The organism is Actinokineospora cianjurensis (assembly GCF_003663795.1).
In the GTDB taxonomy this organism is placed as follows: domain Bacteria; phylum Actinomycetota; class Actinomycetes; order Mycobacteriales; family Pseudonocardiaceae; genus Actinokineospora; species Actinokineospora terrae.
The window spans coordinates 192,226-214,791 of sequence record NZ_RCDD01000008.1; the positions used below are offsets into that span (position 1 = coordinate 192,226).

Sequence of the window (22,566 nt, forward strand, 5' to 3'; positions counted from 1 at the left end):
CCTGCGCTCCTTGCGGTCAGTCGATGACCAGTTTCGCCACGTCGGTGGGGATCAGCCGCAACTGCGACGGCACCGGGAACGCCCGCAGGTGCACGGGTCGCCGCAGGTGCACGGGGATGTCGAACGTCGTCTGCGCGGTCAGGTCCCCGGCAGGCGTCCTGGCGATCTCCTCGCCGTCGGCCGCCCCGGTCGGTTTCGTCCCCGACTTCGCCATCAGCACGACGACGGGCAACTCCGTCGTACCGACCACCGCGAAGACCCTCTTGCGGCTCAACAGACCCGCGCGGCGCACGGAGTACCTCGCCTCGCCGACGACGGTCTCGTGCAACGCGGTCATCGGACCGAGGACCGTGGTACCGCGGTGCGCGGTCGCCGTGCAGACGCCGAACCAGTAGTCCCCGCCCTGTCCGGTGTGGACAGTCACACCGCCCGCGCTCTCGTAGGCTGCCCGCGTGAGGTCCATGGTGGACAGACCGGGTTCGTCGGCGGACACCGGCCGCTTGTCCCTGCGCCACACGACCTTGGCCGCGGTGGCGCCGTCGGGCCACTCCCACCTCAGGTGCACCGCGGACCCGCGGCGGTTGGCGGCCAACGCGCCGATCGTCGTCGCGCGGCTGTCGACCTCGACCGCGGTGCCGAACGCCGCCAGCTCGCCGAGCACGGTGATCGCGACGATCACCCGGTACCCGCTCGCCTGGGCGGCCCTGGCCCGCAGGCTGCCCGCGGTGCGGTGCCCGGCGGACTTCAGCAGCTCACCGACCGCGCGAGCCGCCCCGAGCTCGACCACCTGCTGGGTGGGCGCGGTCGCCTCCGGCGGGAGCACCCGCAGCTCGACCTCCCCGTGCGGCGGCGGGGTCCACGCGGCGGTCAGGCCGTCGGCGTCGAAGTCCACCCGCAGGTCCGTCACGCCGACGGGGACCCGTTGGCAGGCAACGGTCACGTGGGTGCCCTTGCTCATGCGCACCTCACCGCCACCGCTGCGGTACTCCACCTGGAGGCGGTAGGTGTAGGTGGTCCCCTGGCGCACGGACCGGTCGGTGAACCCGGTCTTGGCGACGTCGGTCACCCTGGTGGGCGCCACCCCGCCCTCGTCATCGGTGCGGGTGACCCGCACCGCCAGGGCCCGCTCCGGAAGTTCCCAGTCGATGGTGACCGCGTCCGACCTGCTCGTCGCGGTGGGGCGGACGACGTCCCTGGTGAGGAACACCGGTTTCCCCGACGCACTCCCACCGGGCACGCCCTCGCGCAGCGTCGTGACGCGGTAGGTCAACTCCTCCCCCGCTGGCGCCCTCGCGTCGACGTACGTGGTGGCGATGACGCTGTCGGCCACCACGCCCGCCCCGCGGTGCACCTGGTAGGTCACAAGACCCGCGGTGGACGACGACGACTCCCAGGAGATCACCACCTGCTCGCCGTCAGCGGAGGTCTCTACCGCGCGGGGGGCCGCGGGCGGGCAGCGCAGCAGTCCGGCGTCGACCAGGGGATCGGACAGGTCGCGGCCGATCCTCGCGTAGATGGCGGCCGCGTCCTCCCGCGAGACCTGCTCCGCCGCGGCGGCCCGGGTGAGTTCCTCGTCGTAGTTGGTCAGCGTCGCGGCCAGTTCGTTCTGCCGTCGCCGCCACTGGTCCGGGAGGTTGGGTTGGTTCGACAGCACGGCGAGCGCGTCGCGCAGCCGGTGTTCGCCCACCGCCTCCGTGTACTGGGACTCCCAGGTCAGAGCTGCCTCGGCCGTGGCGCCCGCCCCGCCACACCACACGGCGTAGGCGATGTCGTCGACGCTGTCGGTGACCCCGAGCGTGCGCAGCCTCTTCGCCGCGGCGGACACAGCCTTGCGCAGTTCCGCGTAACCGTAAGCCTTCTCCTTGCGCAACTCGTCGAAGACCTCGTGGCGCAACGCGGCGACCAAGCCGTCGGGAGTGCCCAGCCACCCCCTGATGGCCACTAGCAGCGAGGTCTCCGCCGTGCTCGCCGGATCCCGGTGCACCCGCAGGCCCTGCCGCCGCTTCTCCACCAGGTCCAGGGTCGTCCGCTGACCCGACAGCCCCTCGGTCTCGGTGAGGTAGGTGAGCAGGTCCGCCCGGCCGATGGTGGCCAGGTGCGCCTTGGTCTTCGTCCACTGGGGCGGCGGCCCGCTCAGGTCGACAGCAGGCTCCCGCTCAGCGGCCTGCACGGTGGCCAGGACGGCGCGCACCCGCGACCTGGTCAGCCGCCCCGACGACTCCCGCACCAGCTTGACCACGTCGGCCGGGATGAGCCCGGGCGCGCCGTTGAGCTGGTGGCGCAGGCTCTCCGCCAACCGGGTGTCCTGCTTGACCAGGTCGGCGCGGTGCGCCGCACGCGCCTTGTGGTCCCGCAACACCTTCTCCGCGTCGGGGTGGCAGGTCCGCACCCGCGTGCACGCCGCCCCGAACTTGCTGATCTTCGACCTGCTCAGCGCCTTGAGCACGCCCGCGAGGGCGGCGTCGATGACCTGCTGGTCGGACACCTCCCTGGGCAGTTGGTAGACCCGGAACAGATCGCGCAGCGGCGACCACCCCCCGCCGACCGGGCCGATCACCTCTTCGATCAGCAGCGCCTCGTCGAGCTTCCAGTCCGCCATGTCAGCGCACGATCGTGGGCAACGGGGAGCGCTTCACCTCGTCCGGGATCTGGCCGCTGATCTTCGCCTCCAGCGCCAGGTCGGAGCCGTTCGCCGCGACCGCGCGGATGCGCAGGATCGCGTCGGAGCCCAGCGCGAAGGTGATCGCGACCGGCTCACCGGCCGGACCGGCGGGCAGGTTCGTCAGGTCGCCGGTGACCAACTGGACGTGGTCGGACAGGTTCTCGCTGAGCTGGTCGGTGGTGGACTCGAACACCTGGATCTGCATCGTCGGCTGGTCCACCGACACCGTGTACAGGGTTTCCTTGATGTCGACCGGGATCTCGTCGTTGGGCTTGATCAGCCAGGCGACGATCAGGTCCTCCATGGACCGCTTGCGGTCGCGCACCACCGCGACCCCGTACCCCTTGGACGTGACGTCGACGATGGTCGGGACCGGGGCGCCGCGCACCGTGAGCGGCCGGGAGTCCGCACCGGAGCCGTCCGAGCCCTCGGAGACCGAGGTTGCGGCGAACAGCGCGGCACCCTTGGCCACGATCTGGTCGGGGTCGGTCAGCCGACCCTCCGGCAGGTCGGTCAACGCCTCGGCCAGCCGCCGCTTGATCACCGGGCTGTGCGACATGCCACCGACCAGCAGCACCTCGTCGACCTTGGTGACGCCCTTCGCCCTGGCCTGCTCGACCACGTCGCGGGTGAAGTCGATGGTGCGGTCGACCAGGTCAGCGGTCGCCTGCTCGAACTCCTCGCGGGAGATCTCGAGCTTCGCCCGCCGATCACTCGCGCTGAGGGTGTCGACATAGGTCTCGCGCCTGCTGAGCGCCTTCTTGGCCGTCTCGGCGAGCAGGTCGATCGATCCGACGGCGTCCTGGTCGTACCTGGGGTCGTCGGCGTCGGGGTGCTGCTCCTGGAACTTCGCCGCGATCAGCTCGCTGAGCCGCTGGTCCCAGTCCGCGCCACCGAGCGAGTGGTCGCCACCGGTCGCGACCACCTTGATCTGCGCCGCGGAGACCTTGATGATGGTCACGTCGAAGGTGCCACCGCCGAGGTCGTAGACCAGGACCGTGCGCTCGGTGCCCCCGGAGAGCAGCCCGTAGGCGATGGCCGCCGCCGTCGGTTCGTTGATGATGTTGACAACGGACAGCCCGGCCATCTCGCCCGCGTCCCGCGTCGCCTGGCGCTCGGCGGCGCCGAAGTAGGCGGGCACGGTGATGACGACCTCGGCCAACGGTCCGGTCGACGGCACGTCGAGCCCGAGGTTGCCCAACGCGTCCTCGACGACCTGCCGCAGGATGACCGAGGACACCTGCTGCGGGTAGAGCTCCTTGCCGTCGACCTCGACGGTGTAGCCCTCCTCGCCCATGTGCCGCTTGATCAACGACACGACGCGGTCGGGGTCGCTCTTGAGCTCGTTCTTCGCGAACTTGCCGACGATGACGTTGCCGCCCCGTTCGTAGTAGACCACCGAGGGCGTGGTGAGGTCGCCCTCCTGGTTCGGCAGCACACTCGCCTGCCCGTACTCGTTGAGCGCGGCGACGCAGGTGTAGGTCGTGCCGAGGTCGATGCCGAGTTTCGGCCTAGCCGTCATCGTGGTTCCCTTTGCGTTTCTCGATCGGCGGACGGGTGAGAAGTGCTCAGGCGCCATCGCGGCCGCCAGGACCGCGGCCCGGCGCGCTGCCGTCGCGGAGCCTGGCCTTGACCTCCTGGTGGCTGACGGCGGAGACGCGCTCGCCCGGCTCGACACGTCGTGCCGTGCGCACTCGCCGGGGGGCGCGCTTGCGATACAACAGGTAGCCGATCAGCGCGGCGAGCAGGAGCGCGGGCAATGCGATCGTGAGGATCTCGGGGAGCTGCGACGGCGGTCCCTCCGGCTGCGGCAGGTCCGTGATCGCCACACCGCACGAGTTGGCGACCACGGTGTAGAGCGTGCGCAGCAAGGAGCTGGTGTCACCGGCGAAGTAGTCCTGTCCCAGGGTGGGACCGGTCACCGCGGCCAGGTTCGTCGCGGCCGACTGGTCGATGTCGATACCGACGGCCACCACCCGCGTGCCCGCCGCCTTGAGCTGGTCGGAGACCACAACCGCGGTCTCCACCTCGTTCGGCATGCCGTCGGTGACCAGGATCGCGACGTCGGCCTTGAATGGGAGAACCGCCGTCAGGCCGGCGGTCCAGTTGGTCCCGCCGTCGTAGCCGGAATACGGGACCAGGGCCGAGACCCGCTCCTTCACCGACGCGCGTGCGGACTGGTCGGACACGTCGGTCGGCTCGACGGCGATCGAGGCGTTGCTGCCGAAGCCGACCACCGCGACCGTCGAACTCTTGTCCCGCAACGCGTCCACGACGTTGCTGCTCGCCGTGCGGACCGCGTCGAACCGCGGCCACATGGACTCGGACTGGTCGACGACCAGCACCAGCCGCAGCGGACAACTCGCGCGCCACGGCGGGTTCGGGGCGGCGGCGGCCGGGCCGGACGCCAGGGTGGACACCACCGCCGCGACCACCAGCGACAACGGCATGAGGATGGCGCGGACTCGCGAGGTTGCACGCGGCACGGACTGATCTCCCCTGATCGAGTGGTGGGAACGTAACGGGGGAACTAGCCACCGACAAGGTCGAATAGCGGACAGAAAAGGGAAACAAAGTGGACACGGCCCGCGCGCGGCGGAACCGGTGGCCCGGAGCGGTCCACGCCGGGCCACCGAGCGGCACCTAGCCGATGAGCGCGAGGACCGCGACGACAATGGCGATCAGGTGAGTCTGCATGGGAAAACCCCTCCGCACTGGGTTGGGTGAACTGCTGGCTGTCTCCTGCGCACCGGTGTTCCCCCATGGTCGATTCCGGGCCGGGTGAGCGGAACCGGTTGTCCGTGGTCGCGGCCGGGGGAAACGGGAAACCCCCACCACCGGGCCGATCCGCTGCCGCTGGGCCGGAAAGCTCGGTACCGTGGGAGCCACCGGGAGGAGGCCGCGATGTCCCGACGCGCGTTCGGTGCGGCGCTGCGCCAGGCGCGGCTCGCCGCTGGGTTGTCGCTGGCGGAACTGGCCAGGCAGGTGCACTACACCAAGGGGCACCTGAGCAAGATCGAGAACGGTCACAAGCAAGCCACGGTCGCGCTCGCCCGTCGCTGCGACCAGGTCCTGCACGCGCGGGGAACGTTGTCCGCGCTGGCGCCGAGCAGCGAAGCGGAGCAAGCCCCGAACCAGGAAACCCCGGCTGGCAACGCAATCGCGGCCCTGGCTCCGTGGCAGCCCACGACCGCCGGGCTCCACGGCGAGCACGCGTTCCCCGCACCGCAACCCTGGGGCAGCGCCACGGCGAGCACCGACCACCGCGGCGCGGCGGACGGGTTGGCTGTCGTGCTCGACCAACTCCGCGTCCTCGGGCGCTCGCTGGCCCCCCACCTGATCCTGCCGATGCTGGTACCGCAGGTCGGTGTGCTCGGCGGACTGGCGGGCGAGGCCGCCGCGGGGGACCGGACCCGGCTGCTCACGCTCGCGGCGCGCGGCGCCGAGTTCGCGGGCTGGATGACCCAGGAGGCGGGCGACCACGTCGGCGCGGGCCAGTGGACCCGCAGGGCAGCGGACCTGGCGCTGCACGCGGGCGACCGCGACATGGTCGCCTACTGCCTGGTCCGGGACGCCGAACTGCGGCTCTACGACTCCGATGGCCGGTCGACCGTCGAACTGACCACCGCGGTGCGCGGCTTCGACGGCGTCCGCCCGCGCACCAGGGCGCTGGCCGCCCACCGGGAAGCTCAGGGGCACGCGTTGGTCGGCGCGGCGCGGCAGTGCCACGAGGCACTGGCCCGCGCGGAAGAGCTGTGGGCGCAGTCGAACGAGGACGCGGTCGCGCTCGGCTCGACGACGGTCACCGACCTCGGCTCGGCGGTGGCGGGTTGGTGCGCCTTCGACCTCGGCGACCTGGACCGGGCGATCGAGTTGCTCGGCGTCGGCCTGGCCGGGATCCCGCCGAGCTCACCGCGCATCCGCGCGCTGTTCGGCACCCGGCTGGCGCTCGCGCACGAGGCGGCGGGCGAGTTCGCCGAGGCGGAACGCCTCGCGCGGTCGGTGCTCGACGTCGTGCCCGCGATCAGGTCCGCGACGGTGCGCAGCCAACTGCTGCAGCTGGCGAGCGCGTTGCGCAGGCACAGCCACTCCCCCGGCGCGCTCACCCTGCGCGCCGACCTCGCGGACGCGCTGAGGGTCGAACCGGTGCACCGGTGAGGAAGCGGACCGCGCGGCGGAAGTGATCGCTGCCCGGCAACCGCCGTGAGACCATGGCCGAATGCGCACAGCGGAAGAACCACCAGGTTGGCAACGGGTCGACAGCGTCGTCGAGCACACCAACCCGTGGTTCTCCGTCTACAGCGACCACGCGATCCGGCCGGACGGCAGCGCGGGTCGGTACTTCCACGTGCGGTCGACGGGCTCGGTCACCCTGCTGGCCACCGACGCCGAGCAGCGGATCCTGTTCACCCGGCAGTGGATCTACACCCACGGGTCGCGGCAGTGGCGGCTGCCCAGCGGGGCGATCGATCCCGGCGACGTCGACGCGAAGGCCGCCGCGCGCCGAGAACTCCGCGAGGAGACCGGACTGCGCGCCGGGAGCCTCACCGTGCTGAACGTGCTGCACGGCTGCGACAGCTTCACCAACCACGTCGACCACCTGTTCCACGCGACCGACCTGTCCGAGGGCACGGCGGACCTGGAGGGCGGCGAGGCGGACCTCAGGCTCGCCTGGATACCGTTCGACGAGGCGGTGAAGATGGCGCGCGACGGCGACGTCCCGCACGGGCCGAGCGCGTTCGCCGTGCTCGCCCTGGCGGCCAAGCGGTGGGACTGCCCCTGACCGGGCGCTCAGCCCAGCCGGGCGGCGAGCGGGTCGACCAGGTACGCCAACCGCTTGCGCTGCACCTCGATGGCCGCCGGGATGTCCGCTAGCACCGTGGCGATCCGGGACCGCTCCGCGCGGTAGTGGAACTCGAGCGTCGCGGCGTAGATCACCGCCGTCGCGGCGAGGGTCGCGGCCCACCAGAGGACGTCGACCAGGACGAAACCCACGGCCGCCCAGTGCGTGACGACGGCAGCGGTCGCGGCGCCGATGACCGCGCCCGCGAGGGCCGTGTGGGCCATCCGCACCCGGGTCGAGGTCGCGCGCCACCACGCGAGCCTGCCCCGTTCGGCGTGCTCGGCGAGGGTTCGCGCCGCGCAGGACACCTGGTCGATGGCCAGCCGCGCGTCCCGGTGGTCGGCCATCGGCAGCGGCGCGCCCCACTGCTCCAGCTTCTTGGCCAGCACGGCGAGCGCGCTCATGACGGCCCCCGGCCTGGCATCGACCAGCCGCGGCGGCCAGGTCTTGCCGCCCCGGTTCTTGAGCCATTGCACTGCCATGCCCAGCAGCACGAACATGAACACGGCGAACACCACCATTCGCAGTTCCAGTGCCACGTTCTCGCCGGTGACGATCAAGACGATGACGGCCGTCCCGGAAAAGATCGCCACCCCCGCGCCGAACACGAAGAAGGGTCTGTCGTCGGTCAGTTGCGCCATTTCCCGATCGATCCAGTTGACCGCGTGGCGCAACGCGTAGATCGTGGCCGAGATGAGCAGCAGCAGCACCAACGGCATCAGCAGGGCGATGGCCAGGGCGATCATCCAGAATGTCGCGGTGGGCGCCGGGAAGTACTCCGACAGGGCGAGACCGAGTTGCAGCAGAACCGGGACCAGGGTCGAGAGGCCGAGCGCCAGCAGACCAGCGCGCTGCGGAATCGGCTTGACCTCCGGCCGCGGCACGTCCTCGGCCGGGGCGACGACCTTCTGGATCTCGGCGAAAACCCGGTGGTATGCCGTCTCGAGCCCGCCGAACGGGATGGTGACCGCTTGGGCGGCGGATAGTCCCCGGATATCGGCGGGGAGATCACCGAACCTGGGCAGTTCCGCGCCGGGAAGCAGGACGGGGATCAGCGTCTTGTCCGCCGCGAGCGCCTCGGCGATCTCCCAGTGCACCCAGTCCTTGTGGGACCCCACGCGCTCGCCGAGATCGGCCAGCCACTCGCGGTGGATGATGACGACGACCACGGCACTGTCGGCCAGCCGGTCCCGCAGCACGCCCGCGTACTTGGCGCCAGGGCGCAGCGTCGTGTCGAAGTAGACACTCTCCTCGCCGAAATAGTGCTGCAGTCGGTTGGCGAGCGCCTCGGCGATGAGCGCGTGCGGCCGGAGTTCGCCTTTCCCGTCCCGCTGCCGATAGTTGACGAAAACTCGCCGGTCCGTCATGTCCGATACCCGCCGGTCGGCGCCGCACTCCGTTCGACCTGCGGCGGCGGGAACCCGAGCACGCGATACCTGATAGTTCTTCCGGAATCGGACCGACCTCGGCGTCTGCGAAAAGTGGGCACCTCGACATCCTGCCGGCGGTACCGAACGGCGCAATGGGTTGCCCGTGGTCGATACCCGGGAACGCCGAATACCGGTCCGGATCTCGTCACTCCCCTCGGGTACCGACCGATACACTCGGTGACCGATCGGGCCGGGCATCGAGGAGTGTGCGTGAGCGACATCCAGATCCGCTTGATGGCAGAGCTCAGAACACTGCGCAAGGGGCGCGGAGTTCACTCCGTCGACATCGGCGCGCGACTGGGTCCGCAGTTGCGCCAGGTTTGCGGGGTGACCGACAGCGATGATCCCGGCCGGGCCCGGCACAAGGTGATCAGTTGGCTGCGGGAATCGGTGAACCGGCTCCAGGAAGACCTCCGCGTCGCCGCCGTCGCCGGTTTCGCGCTCGACGACACCTACAGCCGCCCGCACTACACGGCGCGGCTCGACCTGGCGGGGGAATCGCTGAACCGCGACACCCGCACCGTGCGCAGGAGGGTCGACGAGGCCATCGACCGCATCGCCGAGTTGGCGGTGGCGGAGATGACGGCGGTACTGGGGCAGGAGCCCGCCCAGTGGCACCTGCGGGCGCTCAGGGTGCTGCTGGTCGTCGACGGCCCGGAGACGGAGGCGTTCGAGACGCGCACGGTGGTCGCCGACGGTGACGCGCTCACCGAGTTGGACTTCGCGGTCACGCTCACCGCGACCGACGTGCGGCCGACCCAGCCACCGGTGACCCTGCTGCACGGCGGGACGCTGCTCGAACGCACGGCGGAGAGCCGCGACCGCAGCCGCCTAGTGCTCAAGCTGAGCCGCTCGCTCGCCCGCGAGGAGACCCACGAGTTCGTCGTGCGCAGGCGGGTGCCCCCCGGCCACGCGCTGCGCCCGCACTACGTCTGCCTGCCGGAGCACCGCTGCGACCACTTCGAACTCAAGGTGCACTTCGCCGCCGACTGGCCGCGCCCAACCCGGGTCGACCGGATCACCCAGGCGTTCCAGAACGACATCGAGGACCCGGACTACGCGGGCACGCCTGCCGCACTCGACGAGGCGGGCGACATCAGCGTCTGGTTCGACCGGCTCGTGGTCAACCGGGCCTACGGACTCCGCTGGTGGTTCTGACCGGCCGGGAGGAGCAACGGCCGCAGAACACCTTCCCACTGGTCGAGCTCGGCGGCCAGGCGCGCGGCGTGCTTGCGCTGGACGCGAAGGTCGAACACCAGTGTCACCGCGACGAAGAGCACTGAGACCACCAGGCTCGCCACGGCGAGCAGGCCCGCCCTGATCGCACCGCCCGCCGCAGCACCGACGACGAGGGAGCAGGTGGCGAAGACCGCGACGGCCAGTGTGGTGCCGAGGACGACCGAGGGGAACAGCGAACCGCCGCAGCCGGTCAGTACCCACCGCCGCAACGGGAGGCGCGACCGCTCGGTGAGCGTGCTGCGCGTCTCGACGAGCGCGTCGAGGACCGAGGTGGCCTGCTTCTGTTGCACGAAGCTCCGCCGCGGGTGCGGTGTCGCCGTGAGCAACTCCTGGAGGCGGGTGGCCGCCCGGCGGAACGTCGTGGGATCCGGGGAGATCGGCGGCGGCCACGACCGGTCGAGGGCCATGCCGTGCCTGATCGGCTTCTGGGTCAACCGGATGGTCGCGACCAGGATGACGAAGGACAGCACCGCCTTGACGAACCCGCTGTACTCGGCGTACTGGGTTTCCAGGGTCCACCACCACCCGAGGACCCACAGGAACACGAAGGTCACCGGGACCATCCAGTACGCGGTCAGGCGCTGCCGCAGCGGACCGACCGCGACCATCCTCGGTTGCGCCCGCAGCACCAACGACGCCACGTCCACGACACAGCTGAAGCAGGCGAACACCCCTGTCACCACCGTCAGGACGAGCGCGACGCCGCACAGCATGGCCGCACCCACGAGATCACTGGTCAGCCCCGCGGCGAGCCCGATCATCCCGAAGGCGACCGCGTACGCCACCGCCTGGGAGGTCAACCGCAGCACCGGTCTCTTCACCAGATCGCCCGACGGATCAGCCACCGCGCCCTCGACCTCCGGCGCCGCGGGCGACTTGGCGATAAGAGCGATCAACACCGCGACATCATCAGCGAACCGGTCGTAGTGCACCCGCAACGACTGCTTCAACACGACATCGACGATGCCACCCGGCACTTCCCCCGGCTCGGGTTGCCGCACCCGGTCCAGCAACACCGGGATCACGACCTTGCCCGCCCGCAACGCGGTCGACAGCTCGAGCAGAACCCAGTCCGTGTCCCGGTCGACGGTGAAGTCCTCGACCCACCGCCCGTAGACCATGGCGAGCACGACGGTGCTCGCCTCGAGCTCAGCCCTCAACCGCGCGGGGTAGTGGTCGCCAGACTCCAGACCGGTATCGATGAACACCCGCTCGGCCCCGAAGTACGCACCCAACATGTGCGCCAACGCGGCAACGCCCACCACATGCTCGCCCTGCCTGCGGTAACTGACGAAAACCTTGCCCACGTGTCACATCTCCGGTCCACCACCGCACTCCCACCGATCATGGCCACCCCACCCATTCCCGGTCAAGGACAACAACTGGCCAACCAAACCCGCTCTGGCACAGCCGAACCACATAGGCTCCACGCGCCGTGAACCGGCGACTCAAGCCCAAAGACGCCAGGACGGCTAACCGTTGTCGTCAAAACTGTCGTCAACGCCCCCTGGGGCACACCCCCATTCGCCCCCACCGCACCGTGGGGGTGTGGGGGTTCGACCCCCACAACAGAAAACAGACGACCTGGTCCACGCTTTCCGTGGACACAAGTCGCCTGAGTCGGGTGGAGCTGAGGGGATTCGAACCCCTGACCCTCACACTGCCAGTGTGATGCGCTACCAACTGCGCTACAGCCCCGTACCAGTCCTGCCGTGAAGTACGCGGCGTGACTGGGGATACGTTACAACACTGGGTGGGGGTGGGTGAAATCGGGGGGTGGGTTGGGGCTTCCCGGCGGGGGGTTTGGGGTGTTAGACCGTGGGGATGACGGCTGGTGAGGTGTTGGGGGTTGGGCTGTGGCTCGACCGGTTGCGCGGGTTGGTGGACCGGTTGTTGGCCGCCGGGGGTGTGCAGGGGCAGCGGTTGCGGGACTGCGGGGTCACCGGCGGGGGTGATGTGGATCTGGGGAGTTTGCGGCGGTTGCCCACGATCGGTAAGAGGGATCTGTGGGATCACTACCCGTACGGGTTGCGGGCGGTGGACGCCGATGACGTGGTGTGTGTTCACGGGTCGTCGGGGACGGGTGGGCGGCCGACGTTGGTGCCGTACACCGCGCGGGATCTGGAGATCTGGGCGGAGGTCGTGGCGCGGGCGCTGGTGGGGGCCGGGGTGACGAGCCGGAGCGTGGTGCACAACGCGTACGGGTACGGGCTGTTCACCGGGGGGCTGGGCATCCACCACGGGGCGGTGCGGTTGGGGGCGACGGTGGTGCCGCTCTCGGGTGGGATGACCGAGCGGCAGGTGCGGCTGATCCAGGACCTGCGGCCGGACGTGCTGACCTGCACGCCGTCGTACGCCATCCACCTGGGGGAGGCGCTGGGCGGGGCGCCGAACAGCCTGCGGGTGGGGCTGTTCGGGGCGGAGCCGTGGACCGAGGAGATGCGGGTCCAGATCGAGGGGTTGCTGGGGATCCGCGCGCTGGACATCTACGGGCTGTCCGAGGTGATCGGGCCGGGGGTGGCCTGCGAGGCGCTGGACTCCGGGGGGCTGCTCAACATCGCCGACGACCACTTCTACCCCGAGTGCGTCGACGCCGAGGGCGAGCCGGTGCCGGACGGGACACCCGGTGAACTGGTGTTCACCACGCTGACCAAGACCGGCATGCCCCTGCTGCGCTACCGCACCGGCGACGTCGCGACCCTGACCCCACCCACGGCGGACGCGCCGCACCGGATGTCGAAGCTGCTCGGCCGGACCGACGACATGCTGGTCATCCGCGGGGTCAACGTGTTCCCCACCGAGATCGAGGCGGTGCTGCTCGCCGACGCCCGGCTCAGCCCGCACTACCTCGTGGTCGAGGACCGCCGGGTGCCCGCACGCCCCGAACTGCGGCTCGCGGTGGAGACCAGGACCGACATCGACCCCGCCCCCGTGGCCGCGGCCCTCACCGCCGCGCTGCGCGAACGCCTCGGCGTGGGCTGCGACGTGCGCGTCCTACCCCCCGGCACCATCCCCCGCACCGACACCGGCAAAGCCAAACGCCTCACCCGCTGGACCGACGGCGACAGCCCCCTCCCCGGCCTGACCTGGGACTGACGCCAGCTCGCCCAGCTCCGTACCCGAGCACCACGACGACAGGGCGCGCCAAGCGACTGACCGGCCTGGGACCTGGACCCGATGCCCCCGCACCAGGAGGACGCGGGCACAGAACAACAAGCGCACGGACGAGCCTCGCGGTCAGCGCGGTCAGCGCGGTCAGCGCGGTCAGCGCGGTCAGCGCGGTCAGCGCGGTCAGCGCGGTCAGCGCGGTCAGCGCGGTCAGCGCGGTCAGCGCGGTCAGCGCGGTCAGCGCGGTCAGCGCGGTCAGCTGGTTAGGGCGGTCAGCCAGTTCGGGTCGGTGGTGTCGATGACCTTGTTGTTGGCGGCGAGGGTCGGGGTGCCGAACGCCTTCTGGCCGTTGTATTCCTGCTGTAGGTAGTCGGTGTTCCTGACCTGGTTGAAGGCGTCGGTGATCTGTTGGTCGTACTTGCCGGAGCGGACGCCGTCGGTGAAGGACTGGGAGGTGAGGCCGAGGGCGCTGCCCAGGGTGATGAGCTGCTCCTTGGTCCAGCCGCGGGCGCCTTCCGCGGGCTGGTTGGCGAACAGGCTCTTGTGGAAGGCGAGGAACTTGCCCTCGTCGGCGGCGAGCAGGGCTGCGTTGGCCGAGTCGGTCGAGTACCCGGCCGGGTCCGAGCGGTCGTTGAGCATGTTGAGCATGTGGAAGCGGACCTTGAGGGTGCCGTCGGTGAGCTTGCCCTCGATCTGCCCGGCGTAGGTGTCCTCGAACGAGCGGCACGCCGGGCAGAGGAAGTCCTCGTAGACGTCGACGGTGGCCTTGGCGTCCGCCTTGCCGACCACGACGACGGCACCGTCCCTGGTCACCGGGACGGACACGGACACGGACTTGGGCGCGATGGCGGCACCCTCGGTGGCGCTCTTCTGGCTGTTGGTGTAGATCACGCCACCGATCACGGCCGCCGCGATGACCACCACGACCACCGCGCCGATGATGATCGGGTTCCGGTTCCCGCCGGAGCGCCTGGCCGCCGCGACCGGACTCGCCTTCCGGCCCGCCGGACCCGACTTGGCCGCCGCGGCACCCCGCGACCCGGTCGAGGTCGCCACACCGCCACCGGCCGTCTGGTTCTGCCGCCGCTTCCGCGCGCTGCGCTGCGCTCCGCCCATCAGTACCTCTCCTCCAGCCCGCCGACCCGCGAACCCGCCGACGCCCCGATCACCCATGCCGTCACCACCGACCCGCTACCGCGCGGGCCCACGCTCTCCGGACGCCGAACGCCCCGACACCTCGTCATGTCCCAACGCCCCGTCCGCTCGTGCCCCGCTCGCAGGCGTGCGCCCCGCCAGACCCACGTCCGCCGACCCTGCGTCGCCCAGCCCAGCGCCGTCCGACCTCGTGTTGTCCAGGTCAGCGTCGTCCAAGCCAGCGCCGTCCAAGCCGGCGTCGTCGAGATCGTCGTCCGACTCCGTGTCCGCGCCCGCCGCGGCGGGCGCGAAACGACCGTCGAGCGACAGCCGGGTGCGCGGTCGCACGACCAGCCACACCGCTATGAGCAGGAAGCCCGCGTCCCTGGCTATCTCCTGCGGGTAGCGCGTGTCGCCCTCGGCCACCGCTCCGCCACCGCCGAAGCAGCCGCAGTCGATGCTGAGGCCCCGTGCCCAGGACTGGGCCACGGCGGCGATGAACGCCAGCAGCACCAGCACCGAGAGCACGGCGGTCAGCCGGGTGCCGAGGCCGAGCACCAGCAGCACGCCGAGCGCGAGCTCCAGGAAGGGCATCGCCGCGGCGACCACGCTGACCATCCCGCCGGGCAGCACGTCGTACGCCTGCACGGCGATGAAGGTCTGGTTCGGGTCGCTCACCTTGAGCCAGCCGGACACCAGCCACACACCGGCCAACCCGAGCCGGAACAGGGTGCCGACGATGTCGAGCACCGTCCCTTTCGTCACGGTCACCGAGGCTACCCGGGCACGCTGAGCGCAACCTGAGAAGCTGGTGCGGTGCTCCCGAGAGACCTGCCCGACCTGCCGGTGCGCGCCGCGTTGGCCGAGATCACCCGAACGGTGACCGACCACGGCGTGGCGGTGCTGGTCGCGCCCCCGGGCACCGGCAAGACCACCCTCGTGCCGCTGGCACTGGCCGAAACCGGCAAGGTCGTCGTCGCCGAGCCGCGCAGACTCGCCGCCCGGGCTGCCGCGGCACGAATGGCCTCCCTTCTCGGCGAGCCTGTCGGCCGCACGGTCGGCTATTCGGTGCGGGGTGACCGCAAGACCTCGCGGGACACCAGGATCGAGGTGGTCACCTCCGGGTTGTTGGTGCGGCGCTTGCAGAGCGACCCCGAGTTGTCCGGTGTGGACACCGTGTTGCTCGACGAGTGCCACGAGCGGCACCTCGACGCCGACCTGTTGCTGGCGCTGCTGCTCGACGCCCGCGACGGGCTCCGCCCCGACCTGCGGCTGCTGGCCACGAGCGCCACCGTCGCCTCCGACACCCTCGCCGCCTTGCTCGGGAACGCACCGGTGGTACGCGTGGAGGCCCGGACCTACCCGGTCGATGTCCTCTACCGCCCACCAGCGCGCGGTGAACGCATAGAGCAGTGCGTCGCGAGGACTGTCCACAGTGCCCTCTCCGAGCAGGACGGCGATGTGCTGGTGTTCCTGCCCGGTGCTGCCGAGATCCGCCGGGTCGCGGACGCCCTGCGCGGAGTCGACGCTGATGTACTTCCCTTGCACGGCAGGCTCGCCAGCGCCGACCAAGACGCCGCGCTCCGACAAGGCCAACGCCGACGGGTAGTGCTCTCGACCGCGGTCGCCGAATCGAGCCTGACGGTGCCTGGGGTACGGATCGTGGTGGACGCCGGACAGTCCCGCGTGCCACGAGTGGACCACCGGCGCGGGATGGCCGGGCTGACGACGGTACGGGTGTCCGCAGCGGTGGCGGAGCAGCGCGCGGGCCGTGCGGGCCGTGAAGCGCCCGGCTGGGTCTACCGGTGTTGGCCGGAGAACGAGCACGCGACGCTGCCCCGATACCCGGAGCCGGAGATCCGCACCGCCGACCTGACCAGGTTGGCGCTGGAGCTGGCGTGCTGGGGCACCCCGGACGGATCGGGTTTGCGCTGGTGGGACGCGCCGCCCGCGGGTCCGCTCGCCGCCGGGCGGGAGACCCTGGCCGCGTTGGGCGCCCTCGCCGACGGGGCGGTGACCGACCGCGGCCGCGCGATGGCCCGGCTCGGCCTGCACCCGCGACTGGCCCGCGCCCTGCTCGACGGCGCGGCCGAGTTGGGCGCCAGGGCCACCGCCGAGGTGGTGGCCGTCCTGGATGACGACACGCTGGCCACCGATGTCGACCTGGAGGCGGCGCTGCGCGCTCTGCGCGCCAACCCGGGCCGGTGGCGGCGCGAGGTGGACCGCCTGACCGCGCTCGTCCCCGGTTCGACGCGATCGCGGGTGGACCCGGCGCTGGTGGTCGCCCTCGCGCACCCGGAACGCCTGGCCAGGCGCCGCTCCCCCGGGTCCACGGCGTACCTGATGGTCAACGGCACCGCGGTCGAGGCGCCTGGCGGCCTCGGCGACCCGGAGTGGCTGGCGGTGGCCATCGCCGAGCGCAGGCCCGGTGCCGCGCACGGCCGGGTCCGGCTCGCGGCCCGCGCGGACGAGGCCCTGGCGGTCAGCGCGGCGGCACCGCTGCTGGTCGAGGGCGACGAGGTGATCTGGGCGGACGGCGATGTGGTCGCCCGCCGGGTGCGCAGGCTCGGTGCGATCGTGCTGCGGGAGAGGCCCTTGTCGAACCCGCCCGCCACCGCGGTGCGGGAGGCGGTGCTGACCGGGCTGCGCCGGGAAGGTCTCGGCCTCGTGCGCCTCTCCCCGTCGGCGGTGTCCCTGCGGGACCGGTTGGCGCTGGTGCGCCGTGTGCTGGGCGCGCCGTGGCCGGAGGTGACGGACGAGGCTCTCGTAGCAGCGGGCGAGCAGTGGATCGGGTCCGCCCGCAACCGTGCCGACCTGCGCAAACTCGACATGTCCACGGCACTGCGCGCGCTGCTGCCCTGGCCGCAGGCCGGTCGGCTGGCGGAGTTGGCCCCCGAGCGGGTCGAGGTGCCGTCCGGCTCGATGATCAGGTTGGACTACTCCGGCGACGCGCCCGCGCTGCCGGTGAAGGTCCAGGAGGTGTTCGGCTGGACCAGCGGCCCGACGCTGGTCGACGGCCGGGTGCCGGTGGTGCTGCACCTGCTCTCGCCCGCCGGTCGACCGGTCGCGGTGACCGCCGACCTGACCTCGTTCTGGTCGGGCGGCTACCAGCAGGTCCGCGCCGAACTCCGCGGCCGGTACCCGAAGCACCGCTGGCCGGAGGACCCGATGACGGCCCCACCGACCCGGCACACGATCAACCGCGGCCGGTGACCCTCGCCAGGACAGCGGACGCCAGCGGGCCCATGCTGGTGCGGTGCATGGATTGTTCCGAGTAGCCCTGGCCGTCAAGGCCGTCGACGGCGGCGCGCAACTGCTGGGCGGCCTGGTGCTCGCCATCATCCCGACCACGGTCCTCACCGGCCTCGCGAACGACCTGCTGACCCGGGACCTGGTCGGCAACCACGACGGAACCCTCGCCCACCACCTGGCCACCGCGATCCGCGATTTCGGCAACCCGGGCACCCGGGTCTTCGCCGTCGTCTTCCTGCTCCTGCACGGCATGGTGAAACTGGGCCTCGTCGCCGCCCTGTACCGCCAGGTCCGTCCCGCGTACCCCGTCGCCGTGCTCATCCTCACCGCCTTCGTCGTCTACGAACTGATCCGAGCCGCGCACACCGGGTCGATAGCGCTGCCGTTCTTCGCCGCCCTGGACCTCATCACCATCGCGCTCGTGCTGCGCGAGTACCGGGACCTCCGGAAGCGATCTCCCCAGCGGAACCTGCCGACCGGGTAGTCGGAAATGGCTCCACACAGCCATATTGACAGCGGTCACCGCGGTTCGCCTCACTCGGACAGGTGATTCGGGCTGACGAAAGTCGGGGGTCGGGGTTGTCGATCAGCCACTGCGCCCCGGCCGGGGCGCGCCCTAGCGTCGCGGGCAGCCGACGAAGGGGGCGATGTGATCGACATCCGGGGTGTGATCGAGTCACGGGTTCCGGAACCCGACAAAACGGGTACGCCATCGAGCAGGCGCGAGAGGAGGCAGGACACGTGAGCAGTGGACCCGAAGGCGGGTTGACCGGGTGGGCGTTGGACGTCATGGACACCCTCGGCGGCCCAGGTGCCGGGCTGCTTGTGGCTGCCGAGAACCTCTTTCCACCGCTACCGAGCGAGGTGTTCCTACCGCTGGCCGGTTTCGCCGCCAGTCGTGGTGGCATCACGCTGTTCAGTGCGATCTTCTTCACGACGCTCGGTTCGGTCCTGGGCGCGTTAGCCCTGTACTGGCTCGGTGCGAAGTTGGGCCGGGAGCGCCTGCGTGCGCTGGTGGACAGGATCCCGTTGCTCGATGTGTCCGATGTGGAGAGAACGGAACGCTGGTTCGACAAGCACGGCGGCAAGGCGGTGTTCCTGGGCAGGATGTTGCCCGTCTTCCGAAGCCTGATCTCCATCCCCGCTGGACTTAACCGCATGCCGTTGGTGAAGTTCACGCTTCTTACCACTGCAGGCAGTCTTATCTGGAACTCCGCGTTCGTGTTAGCGGGCTATCTACTCGGCCAGAACTGGCACCTCATCGAGGGCTACGCCTCCGTGTTCGAGAAGGTCGTGCTCGGCCTGGTCGTGCTGGCCGTCGGCTGGTTCGTGATCAAGCGGGTGTCGGCCCGACGAGACCGGCCTCGTACGCGATGATCGCCGCCTGCACCCGGTTGCGGACGTCGAGGCGGGTCAGGATCGCGCTGACGTACGCCTTCACGGTGCCCTCGACCAGGTGCAGGCGTCGCGCTATCTCCGCGTTGGCCAGCCCGGCCCCGACCAACGCGAGCACTTCCCGTTCCCGCGCGGTGAGCACTTCCACCCGTTCCCGTGCCTCGACCCGTGCGCCCATACGCGCGGCGGGTCCGGATGACAGCTCCGCAATGACCCGCGAGGCGACCCTGGGCGACAGGTAGGCCGCCCCCTCGGCGACAGCGTGTACGCCCGCGATCAACTCTCGTGGGTCACCGGACTTGAGTAGGAACCCGCTCGCACCACCTCCGAGCGCCTGCGCGATGTAAGAGTCCTCGGAGAAGGTGGTGAGGATGATGACCGCGGTGTCCGGCGCAGAACGGCGGATCTCAGCAGCAGCGGCGAGGCCGTCCATGCTGGGCATCCGGATGTCGAGAAGAGCGACGTCCGGCCTATGCGCAAGCGTTAGCTCTACCGCAGTCCGACCGTCTCCTGCCTCTGCGACTACCTCGATGCTGTCGTCGGCGGCCAGGATCGCGCGAACTCCGGCGCGGACCATGGCCTCGTCGTCGGCGAGCAGGATGCGGATCACTGATGGGGCTCCCTGACGACGTCCTTGGCCACCAACCGGTCGTCGTCGAAGCACACCCTGAGCACGGCGGTGTTGAAGTTGAGGATGGCGGGCTCCGCGAGGTAGTACCGGCAGCCTGCCCCGGGCGGGTTGGGCATGCTCGGAGCGTCCAGCATCTCCATCTCCGGCAGCACCTCCTCCGCTCCTTTCTTGGGCTGACCTATCCACAGCCGGTCATAGTCTTCGAGCGGCAGGACAGAGTGCGTAACCGAATAGGCGTAGTAGCCGAACATCACCGCCACTAGACCGGTCGCGATAGCCGCGGGCACACCCACCGCAACGATCAGCCCACGGCGCGCGGTACGCCTGACTTGCTCGCGGACACTCTCGGTCGTCTCGATAGGTTCGACGACCGTGCCCGCGTCGTGCGGCAGCCGTACTCGGACCGCGAACCCGCCGCTCTCCGGCCCGGCCGCGAACGTGCCGCCCATGAGCAACGCCCGCTCCCGCAGCCCGATGAGCCCGCGCTTGGTGCCTTCATCAGCCGCAACCGACCGGACCGGAGGCCCGTTGACCACGGATACCGATGTGACGCTGTCGTTCCGCTCGACTCGCACGTCCACCGAGGCCCCCGGTGCGTACTTGGCCGCGTTGGTCAACCCTTCTTGGACAACCCGACGCACGGCAAGCCCAACGACGCCGTTCACGTCAACCTCGCCATCAAGGTTGACAGTCATGCCGGAGGCTCTAGCCCTCTCGACCAGGTCCGCGACCGAGTCGTTGGTAGGCCGCAGCGGTGCCAGCCTCCCCGGCTCCCCCAGTAGGCCGATGATCGTGCGCAGCGTCTCCGAAGCCTGTCCGGCAGTCACGCGCAGCTCACCGGCCGCTTGGCGGTGACGCTGGTCGAGCCCTCTATCGACCTCCAAGCCACCGGCGCGGAGCGCGATAAGAGCCAGTTCGTGACCAAGCGAGTCGTGCATGTCCTGAGCGATACGGGCTCGTTCACGCAGCCGCTCCCGTTCGGCGATGATCCGTTGCTCCCGCTCCAGTTGCTCGGCGCGCTGCCACCCGGCCCGCAGCAGGTCGGCCCGCTGCCGCATGAACCGACCCGCAAACCACGGACACACGGCGAGCAGGACCAGACCGAACACCATCCACAGCCACTGCATCACCTGGGTGTCCAACCTGCCCCGGATGACACCCAGCAACATGGCGTAACCGAGCCCGGCAGCGGCTAGAGCGCTGAACGCGTAAACGGCCGGTCGAGGTCCCGCCAAGCGGCGCCCGAGTAGGTAACTCGTCAACACGGCGGCAATGGTGAAACTGGCGCTTCCGATACCCGCCAGCACCAGGTAGGCCAAACCGGCAGAAGCCAGGATGAACGACACTAGAGGGAGCCGCCGGGACACCACGACCGCGACCACGAGCAGGCCGAACAGCGCGAACACGTCCCATGTGAGCTTCGCGACCGGCATGTTCAACAGGACCTCTAGGCCGAACAACGTGCAGAGGCTTACCCCGATCGCAACATCAACGGCGACTGTTCGCGTCCGTTCCACCCGACCGACGCTACAAGCCAGGGGTGCGTTGTCGACACTGACGAAAGTAAAGCTGGTTCGATGGGGGTTCCACTGATGAGGAGGAGCCCATGCGCCGGTTGGTGGTGCTGCGACACGCTAAGTCGGCTTGGCCGGAGGGCGTGCCGGACTACCGTCGCCCGCTCAACGACCGCGGTCGGCGTGACGCCCCCGCGGTCGGCAGGTGGTTGGCCGACAACGTCGAGGCGATCGACCTAGCCCTGGTCTCGCCCGCGACCCGCACCAGGCAGACCTGGGAGCTGGCCGCGGCCGAGTTAACCGCCGTCCCGCCCACGACCTTCGACGAGCAGCTCTACGGGGAGGGCGCCGAGTCAATACTGACCGTGCTGCGGTCAGTGCCAGAGGGTGCGAGGACAGTCCTGCTGATCGGGCACAACCCGGATCTAGAGGACGTCGTGGAGACTCTTACCGGCACGCGCCCGGAGTTCAAGACCGCCGCCCTCGCGGTCCTGAGCTGGCCGGGCAAACGCCTCACCACCGCCGCGCACTCCTCGAACCTCCTCCGCACCGAGACGATCAGGGGCTGACCGTCTCGACCTCCCCTGGCGGGGGCGCCTGCACGTTCACCGCGTCCCCCCAGTGGTGGTAGTCCACCCTCATCACGATGAGGTACCGCCGGCCGCCTGCGGCGATGGGTTCGCCTTCCTGCCGCCGATCTCCGTGGCAAGCCGGAACGCTGGTTCGGGAGCGACCACACCACGCAACCACCGCACCGTGGGGGTCTGGGGGGTCGCCCCCCAGAAACGTTGACGGGCGACCCCACCTGCGCTCTCCGCAGGTATGGGTCGCCCGTCGCTCGTGGAGGTGCCGGGAATCGAACCCGGGTCCTCTGTCGCTTCATCAGGACTTCTCCGTGCGCAGTTCGCGATGTCTCTACTCGGCCCCACCGGTCACGCGAACAAGCCGGTGTGACGGGCCCAGCCACTGTGGGTTTCCCGCTTCGCCCCCGTGACCGGGGCGGGCGGTGAGCCTCCTAGCTGATGCCGGCTACCGGGGCGGAGGCGTCCCCGGGCCGACAGACTTGCGCTCGCTTAGGCAGCGAGGGCGAAGTCAGCGCGACTGTTAGTCTTGGCGCTTATTGTTTTGCGAGCGACGCTTGAGGTGGTCATCTCGCCTGCACCTGCACGCTTCCCCTGACTCGACGTCCAGAGTCGAAACCGTTCACCCCCGTGTGGGTTGGGACAACTTCCGTTCAGTCTAACGCTCCCTGGTTCGCGTTTCACCCCGGATACCGGAGGTAGGGACAGCCCTACCCGTGGCTCGGTAGCGTCCCCCATGGAGGGGAGCCGTTCTGGCCGCGATGCTGGTGGTCAACG

The 22,566-nt window shown here is 70.3% G+C and carries 16 protein-coding genes, 1 tRNA gene, 1 other RNA gene and 1 pseudogene; 8 read left to right on the plus strand and 11 right to left on the minus strand.

All coding sequences use genetic code 11. The features are described 5' to 3' along the window. Positions 1-16 precede the first annotated feature (16 nt). From CLV68_RS30570 to CLV68_RS30580, 3 genes are read right to left on the minus strand one after another with little or no spacing between them, the layout of a single operon-like run. Positions 17-2,599: a SaeA-related protein gene (locus tag CLV68_RS30570; protein ID WP_121394468.1), complete on the minus strand. Its 2,583-nt coding sequence runs from the start codon at positions 2,597-2,599 to the stop codon at positions 17-19. Between the two features lies 1 nt (position 2,600). Beyond that, the gene (locus CLV68_RS30575) at positions 2,601-4,184 is read right to left on the minus strand and encodes an Hsp70 family protein (RefSeq protein ID WP_170224679.1); all 1,584 of its coding nucleotides are present in this window, start codon (positions 4,182-4,184) and stop codon (positions 2,601-2,603) included. Between the two features lie 46 nt (positions 4,185-4,230). Further along, positions 4,231-5,148, minus strand: a complete 918-nt coding sequence (locus CLV68_RS30580) for a vWA domain-containing protein (protein WP_147460230.1) — start codon at positions 5,146-5,148, stop codon at positions 4,231-4,233. 295 nt (positions 5,149-5,443) lie between these two features. Between CLV68_RS30580 and CLV68_RS30585 the strand changes: the two genes are divergently transcribed. Continuing rightward, positions 5,444-6,820, plus strand: coding sequence for an NsdA family TPR-like regulatory protein (locus tag CLV68_RS30585; RefSeq protein ID WP_483902899.1), 1,377 nt, complete (start codon positions 5,444-5,446; stop codon positions 6,818-6,820). Between the two features lie 61 nt (positions 6,821-6,881). Further along, positions 6,882-7,445 (plus strand): NUDIX domain-containing protein, encoded by a 564-nt coding sequence (locus CLV68_RS30590; protein WP_121394472.1) that lies wholly within the window; start codon positions 6,882-6,884, stop codon positions 7,443-7,445. Between the two features lie 8 nt (positions 7,446-7,453). Here the strand turns inward: CLV68_RS30590 and CLV68_RS30595 are convergent, their stop codons facing one another. After that, the gene (locus tag CLV68_RS30595) at positions 7,454-8,872 is read right to left on the minus strand and encodes a toll/interleukin-1 receptor domain-containing protein (RefSeq protein WP_170224680.1); all 1,419 of its coding nucleotides are present in this window, start codon (positions 8,870-8,872) and stop codon (positions 7,454-7,456) included. 273 nt (positions 8,873-9,145) lie between these two features. Between CLV68_RS30595 and CLV68_RS30600 the strand changes: the two genes are divergently transcribed. Next, entirely contained in the window at positions 9,146-10,093 is a 948-nt protein-coding gene (locus CLV68_RS30600) for a hypothetical protein (protein ID WP_121394474.1), read from the plus strand. Here CLV68_RS30600 and CLV68_RS30605 read toward each other — a convergent pair. Together CLV68_RS30605 and CLV68_RS30610 are read right to left on the minus strand one after the other, a co-directional pair. After that, a complete protein-coding gene (locus tag CLV68_RS30605; RefSeq protein WP_121394475.1) occupies positions 10,069-11,481 on the minus strand; it encodes a toll/interleukin-1 receptor domain-containing protein in 1,413 nt (470 codons plus the stop codon). The genes CLV68_RS30600 and CLV68_RS30605 overlap by 25 nt on opposite strands. Positions 11,482-11,799: 318 nt before the next feature. Then, positions 11,800-11,872, minus strand: a tRNA-Ala gene (locus CLV68_RS30610). Between the two features lie 126 nt (positions 11,873-11,998). Between CLV68_RS30610 and CLV68_RS30615 the strand changes: the two genes are divergently transcribed. Next, positions 11,999-13,270, plus strand: a complete 1,272-nt coding sequence (locus CLV68_RS30615; RefSeq protein ID WP_121394476.1) for a phenylacetate--CoA ligase family protein — start codon at positions 11,999-12,001, stop codon at positions 13,268-13,270. 267 nt (positions 13,271-13,537) lie between these two features. On the opposite strand, the gene CLV68_RS30625 is transcribed toward CLV68_RS30615, so the two are convergent. Then, the gene (locus tag CLV68_RS30625) at positions 13,538-14,398 is read right to left on the minus strand and encodes a DsbA family protein (protein ID WP_121394478.1); all 861 of its coding nucleotides are present in this window, start codon (positions 14,396-14,398) and stop codon (positions 13,538-13,540) included. Positions 14,399-14,695: 297 nt separating this feature from the next. Beyond that, a pseudogene (locus CLV68_RS35525) lies at positions 14,696-15,166 on the minus strand (MauE/DoxX family redox-associated membrane protein); the annotation flags it as partial. Positions 15,167-15,232: 66 nt separating this feature from the next. On the opposite strand from CLV68_RS35525, the gene hrpB reads away from it, so the two are divergent. From hrpB to CLV68_RS30645, 3 genes are all read left to right on the plus strand, one after another. Then, complete coding sequence (gene hrpB / locus CLV68_RS30635) at positions 15,233-17,629, plus strand: ATP-dependent helicase HrpB (protein ID WP_121394480.1); 2,397 nt, start codon at positions 15,233-15,235, stop codon at positions 17,627-17,629. Positions 17,630-17,672: 43 nt separating this feature from the next. Next, on the plus strand, positions 17,673-18,152 hold the full coding sequence (locus CLV68_RS30640) for a DUF2127 domain-containing protein (RefSeq protein ID WP_121394481.1): 480 nt from the start codon (positions 17,673-17,675) through the stop codon (positions 18,150-18,152). Positions 18,153-18,409: 257 nt separating this feature from the next. Continuing rightward, positions 18,410-19,045 (plus strand): DedA family protein, encoded by a 636-nt coding sequence (locus CLV68_RS30645; RefSeq protein WP_246010195.1) that lies wholly within the window; start codon positions 18,410-18,412, stop codon positions 19,043-19,045. Here the strand turns inward: CLV68_RS30645 and CLV68_RS30650 are convergent. Beyond that, complete coding sequence (locus CLV68_RS30650; protein ID WP_121394483.1) at positions 19,002-19,673, minus strand: response regulator; 672 nt, start codon at positions 19,671-19,673, stop codon at positions 19,002-19,004. The two genes, CLV68_RS30645 and CLV68_RS30650, sit on opposite strands and share 44 nt — an antisense overlap. Continuing rightward, the gene (locus tag CLV68_RS30655; protein ID WP_121394484.1) at positions 19,670-21,211 is read right to left on the minus strand and encodes a sensor histidine kinase; all 1,542 of its coding nucleotides are present in this window, start codon (positions 21,209-21,211) and stop codon (positions 19,670-19,672) included. Before CLV68_RS30655 ends, CLV68_RS30650 begins: the two co-directional genes overlap by 4 nt. 89 nt (positions 21,212-21,300) lie before the next feature. On the opposite strand from CLV68_RS30655, the gene CLV68_RS30660 reads away from it, so the two are divergent. Continuing rightward, positions 21,301-21,777: a SixA phosphatase family protein gene (locus CLV68_RS30660; RefSeq protein WP_121394485.1), complete on the plus strand. Its 477-nt coding sequence runs from the start codon at positions 21,301-21,303 to the stop codon at positions 21,775-21,777. A gap of 269 nt (positions 21,778-22,046) precedes the next feature. On the opposite strand, the gene ssrA is transcribed toward CLV68_RS30660, so the two are convergent. After that, positions 22,047-22,419, minus strand: a transfer-messenger RNA (tmRNA) gene (ssrA, locus tag CLV68_RS30665). Between the last annotated feature and the right edge of the window lie 147 nt (positions 22,420-22,566).

Coding starts and splice junctions, on each gene's coding strand:
- CLV68_RS30570 (WP_121394468.1), bottom strand. CDS start 2,599: ATGGCGGACTGGAAGCTCGACGAGGCGCTGCTGATCGAAGAGGTGATC.
- CLV68_RS30575 (WP_170224679.1), bottom strand. CDS start 4,184: ATGACGGCTAGGCCGAAACTCGGCATCGACCTCGGCACGACCTACACC.
- CLV68_RS30590 (WP_121394472.1), top strand. CDS start 6,882: ATGCGCACAGCGGAAGAACCACCAGGTTGGCAACGGGTCGACAGCGTC.
- CLV68_RS30595 (WP_170224680.1), bottom strand. CDS start 8,872: ATGACGGACCGGCGAGTTTTCGTCAACTATCGGCAGCGGGACGGGAAA.
- CLV68_RS30615 (WP_121394476.1), top strand. CDS start 11,999: ATGACGGCTGGTGAGGTGTTGGGGGTTGGGCTGTGGCTCGACCGGTTG.
- CLV68_RS30625 (WP_121394478.1), bottom strand. CDS start 14,398: ATGGGCGGAGCGCAGCGCAGCGCGCGGAAGCGGCGGCAGAACCAGACG.
- CLV68_RS30660 (WP_121394485.1), top strand. CDS start 21,301: ATGCGCCGGTTGGTGGTGCTGCGACACGCTAAGTCGGCTTGGCCGGAG.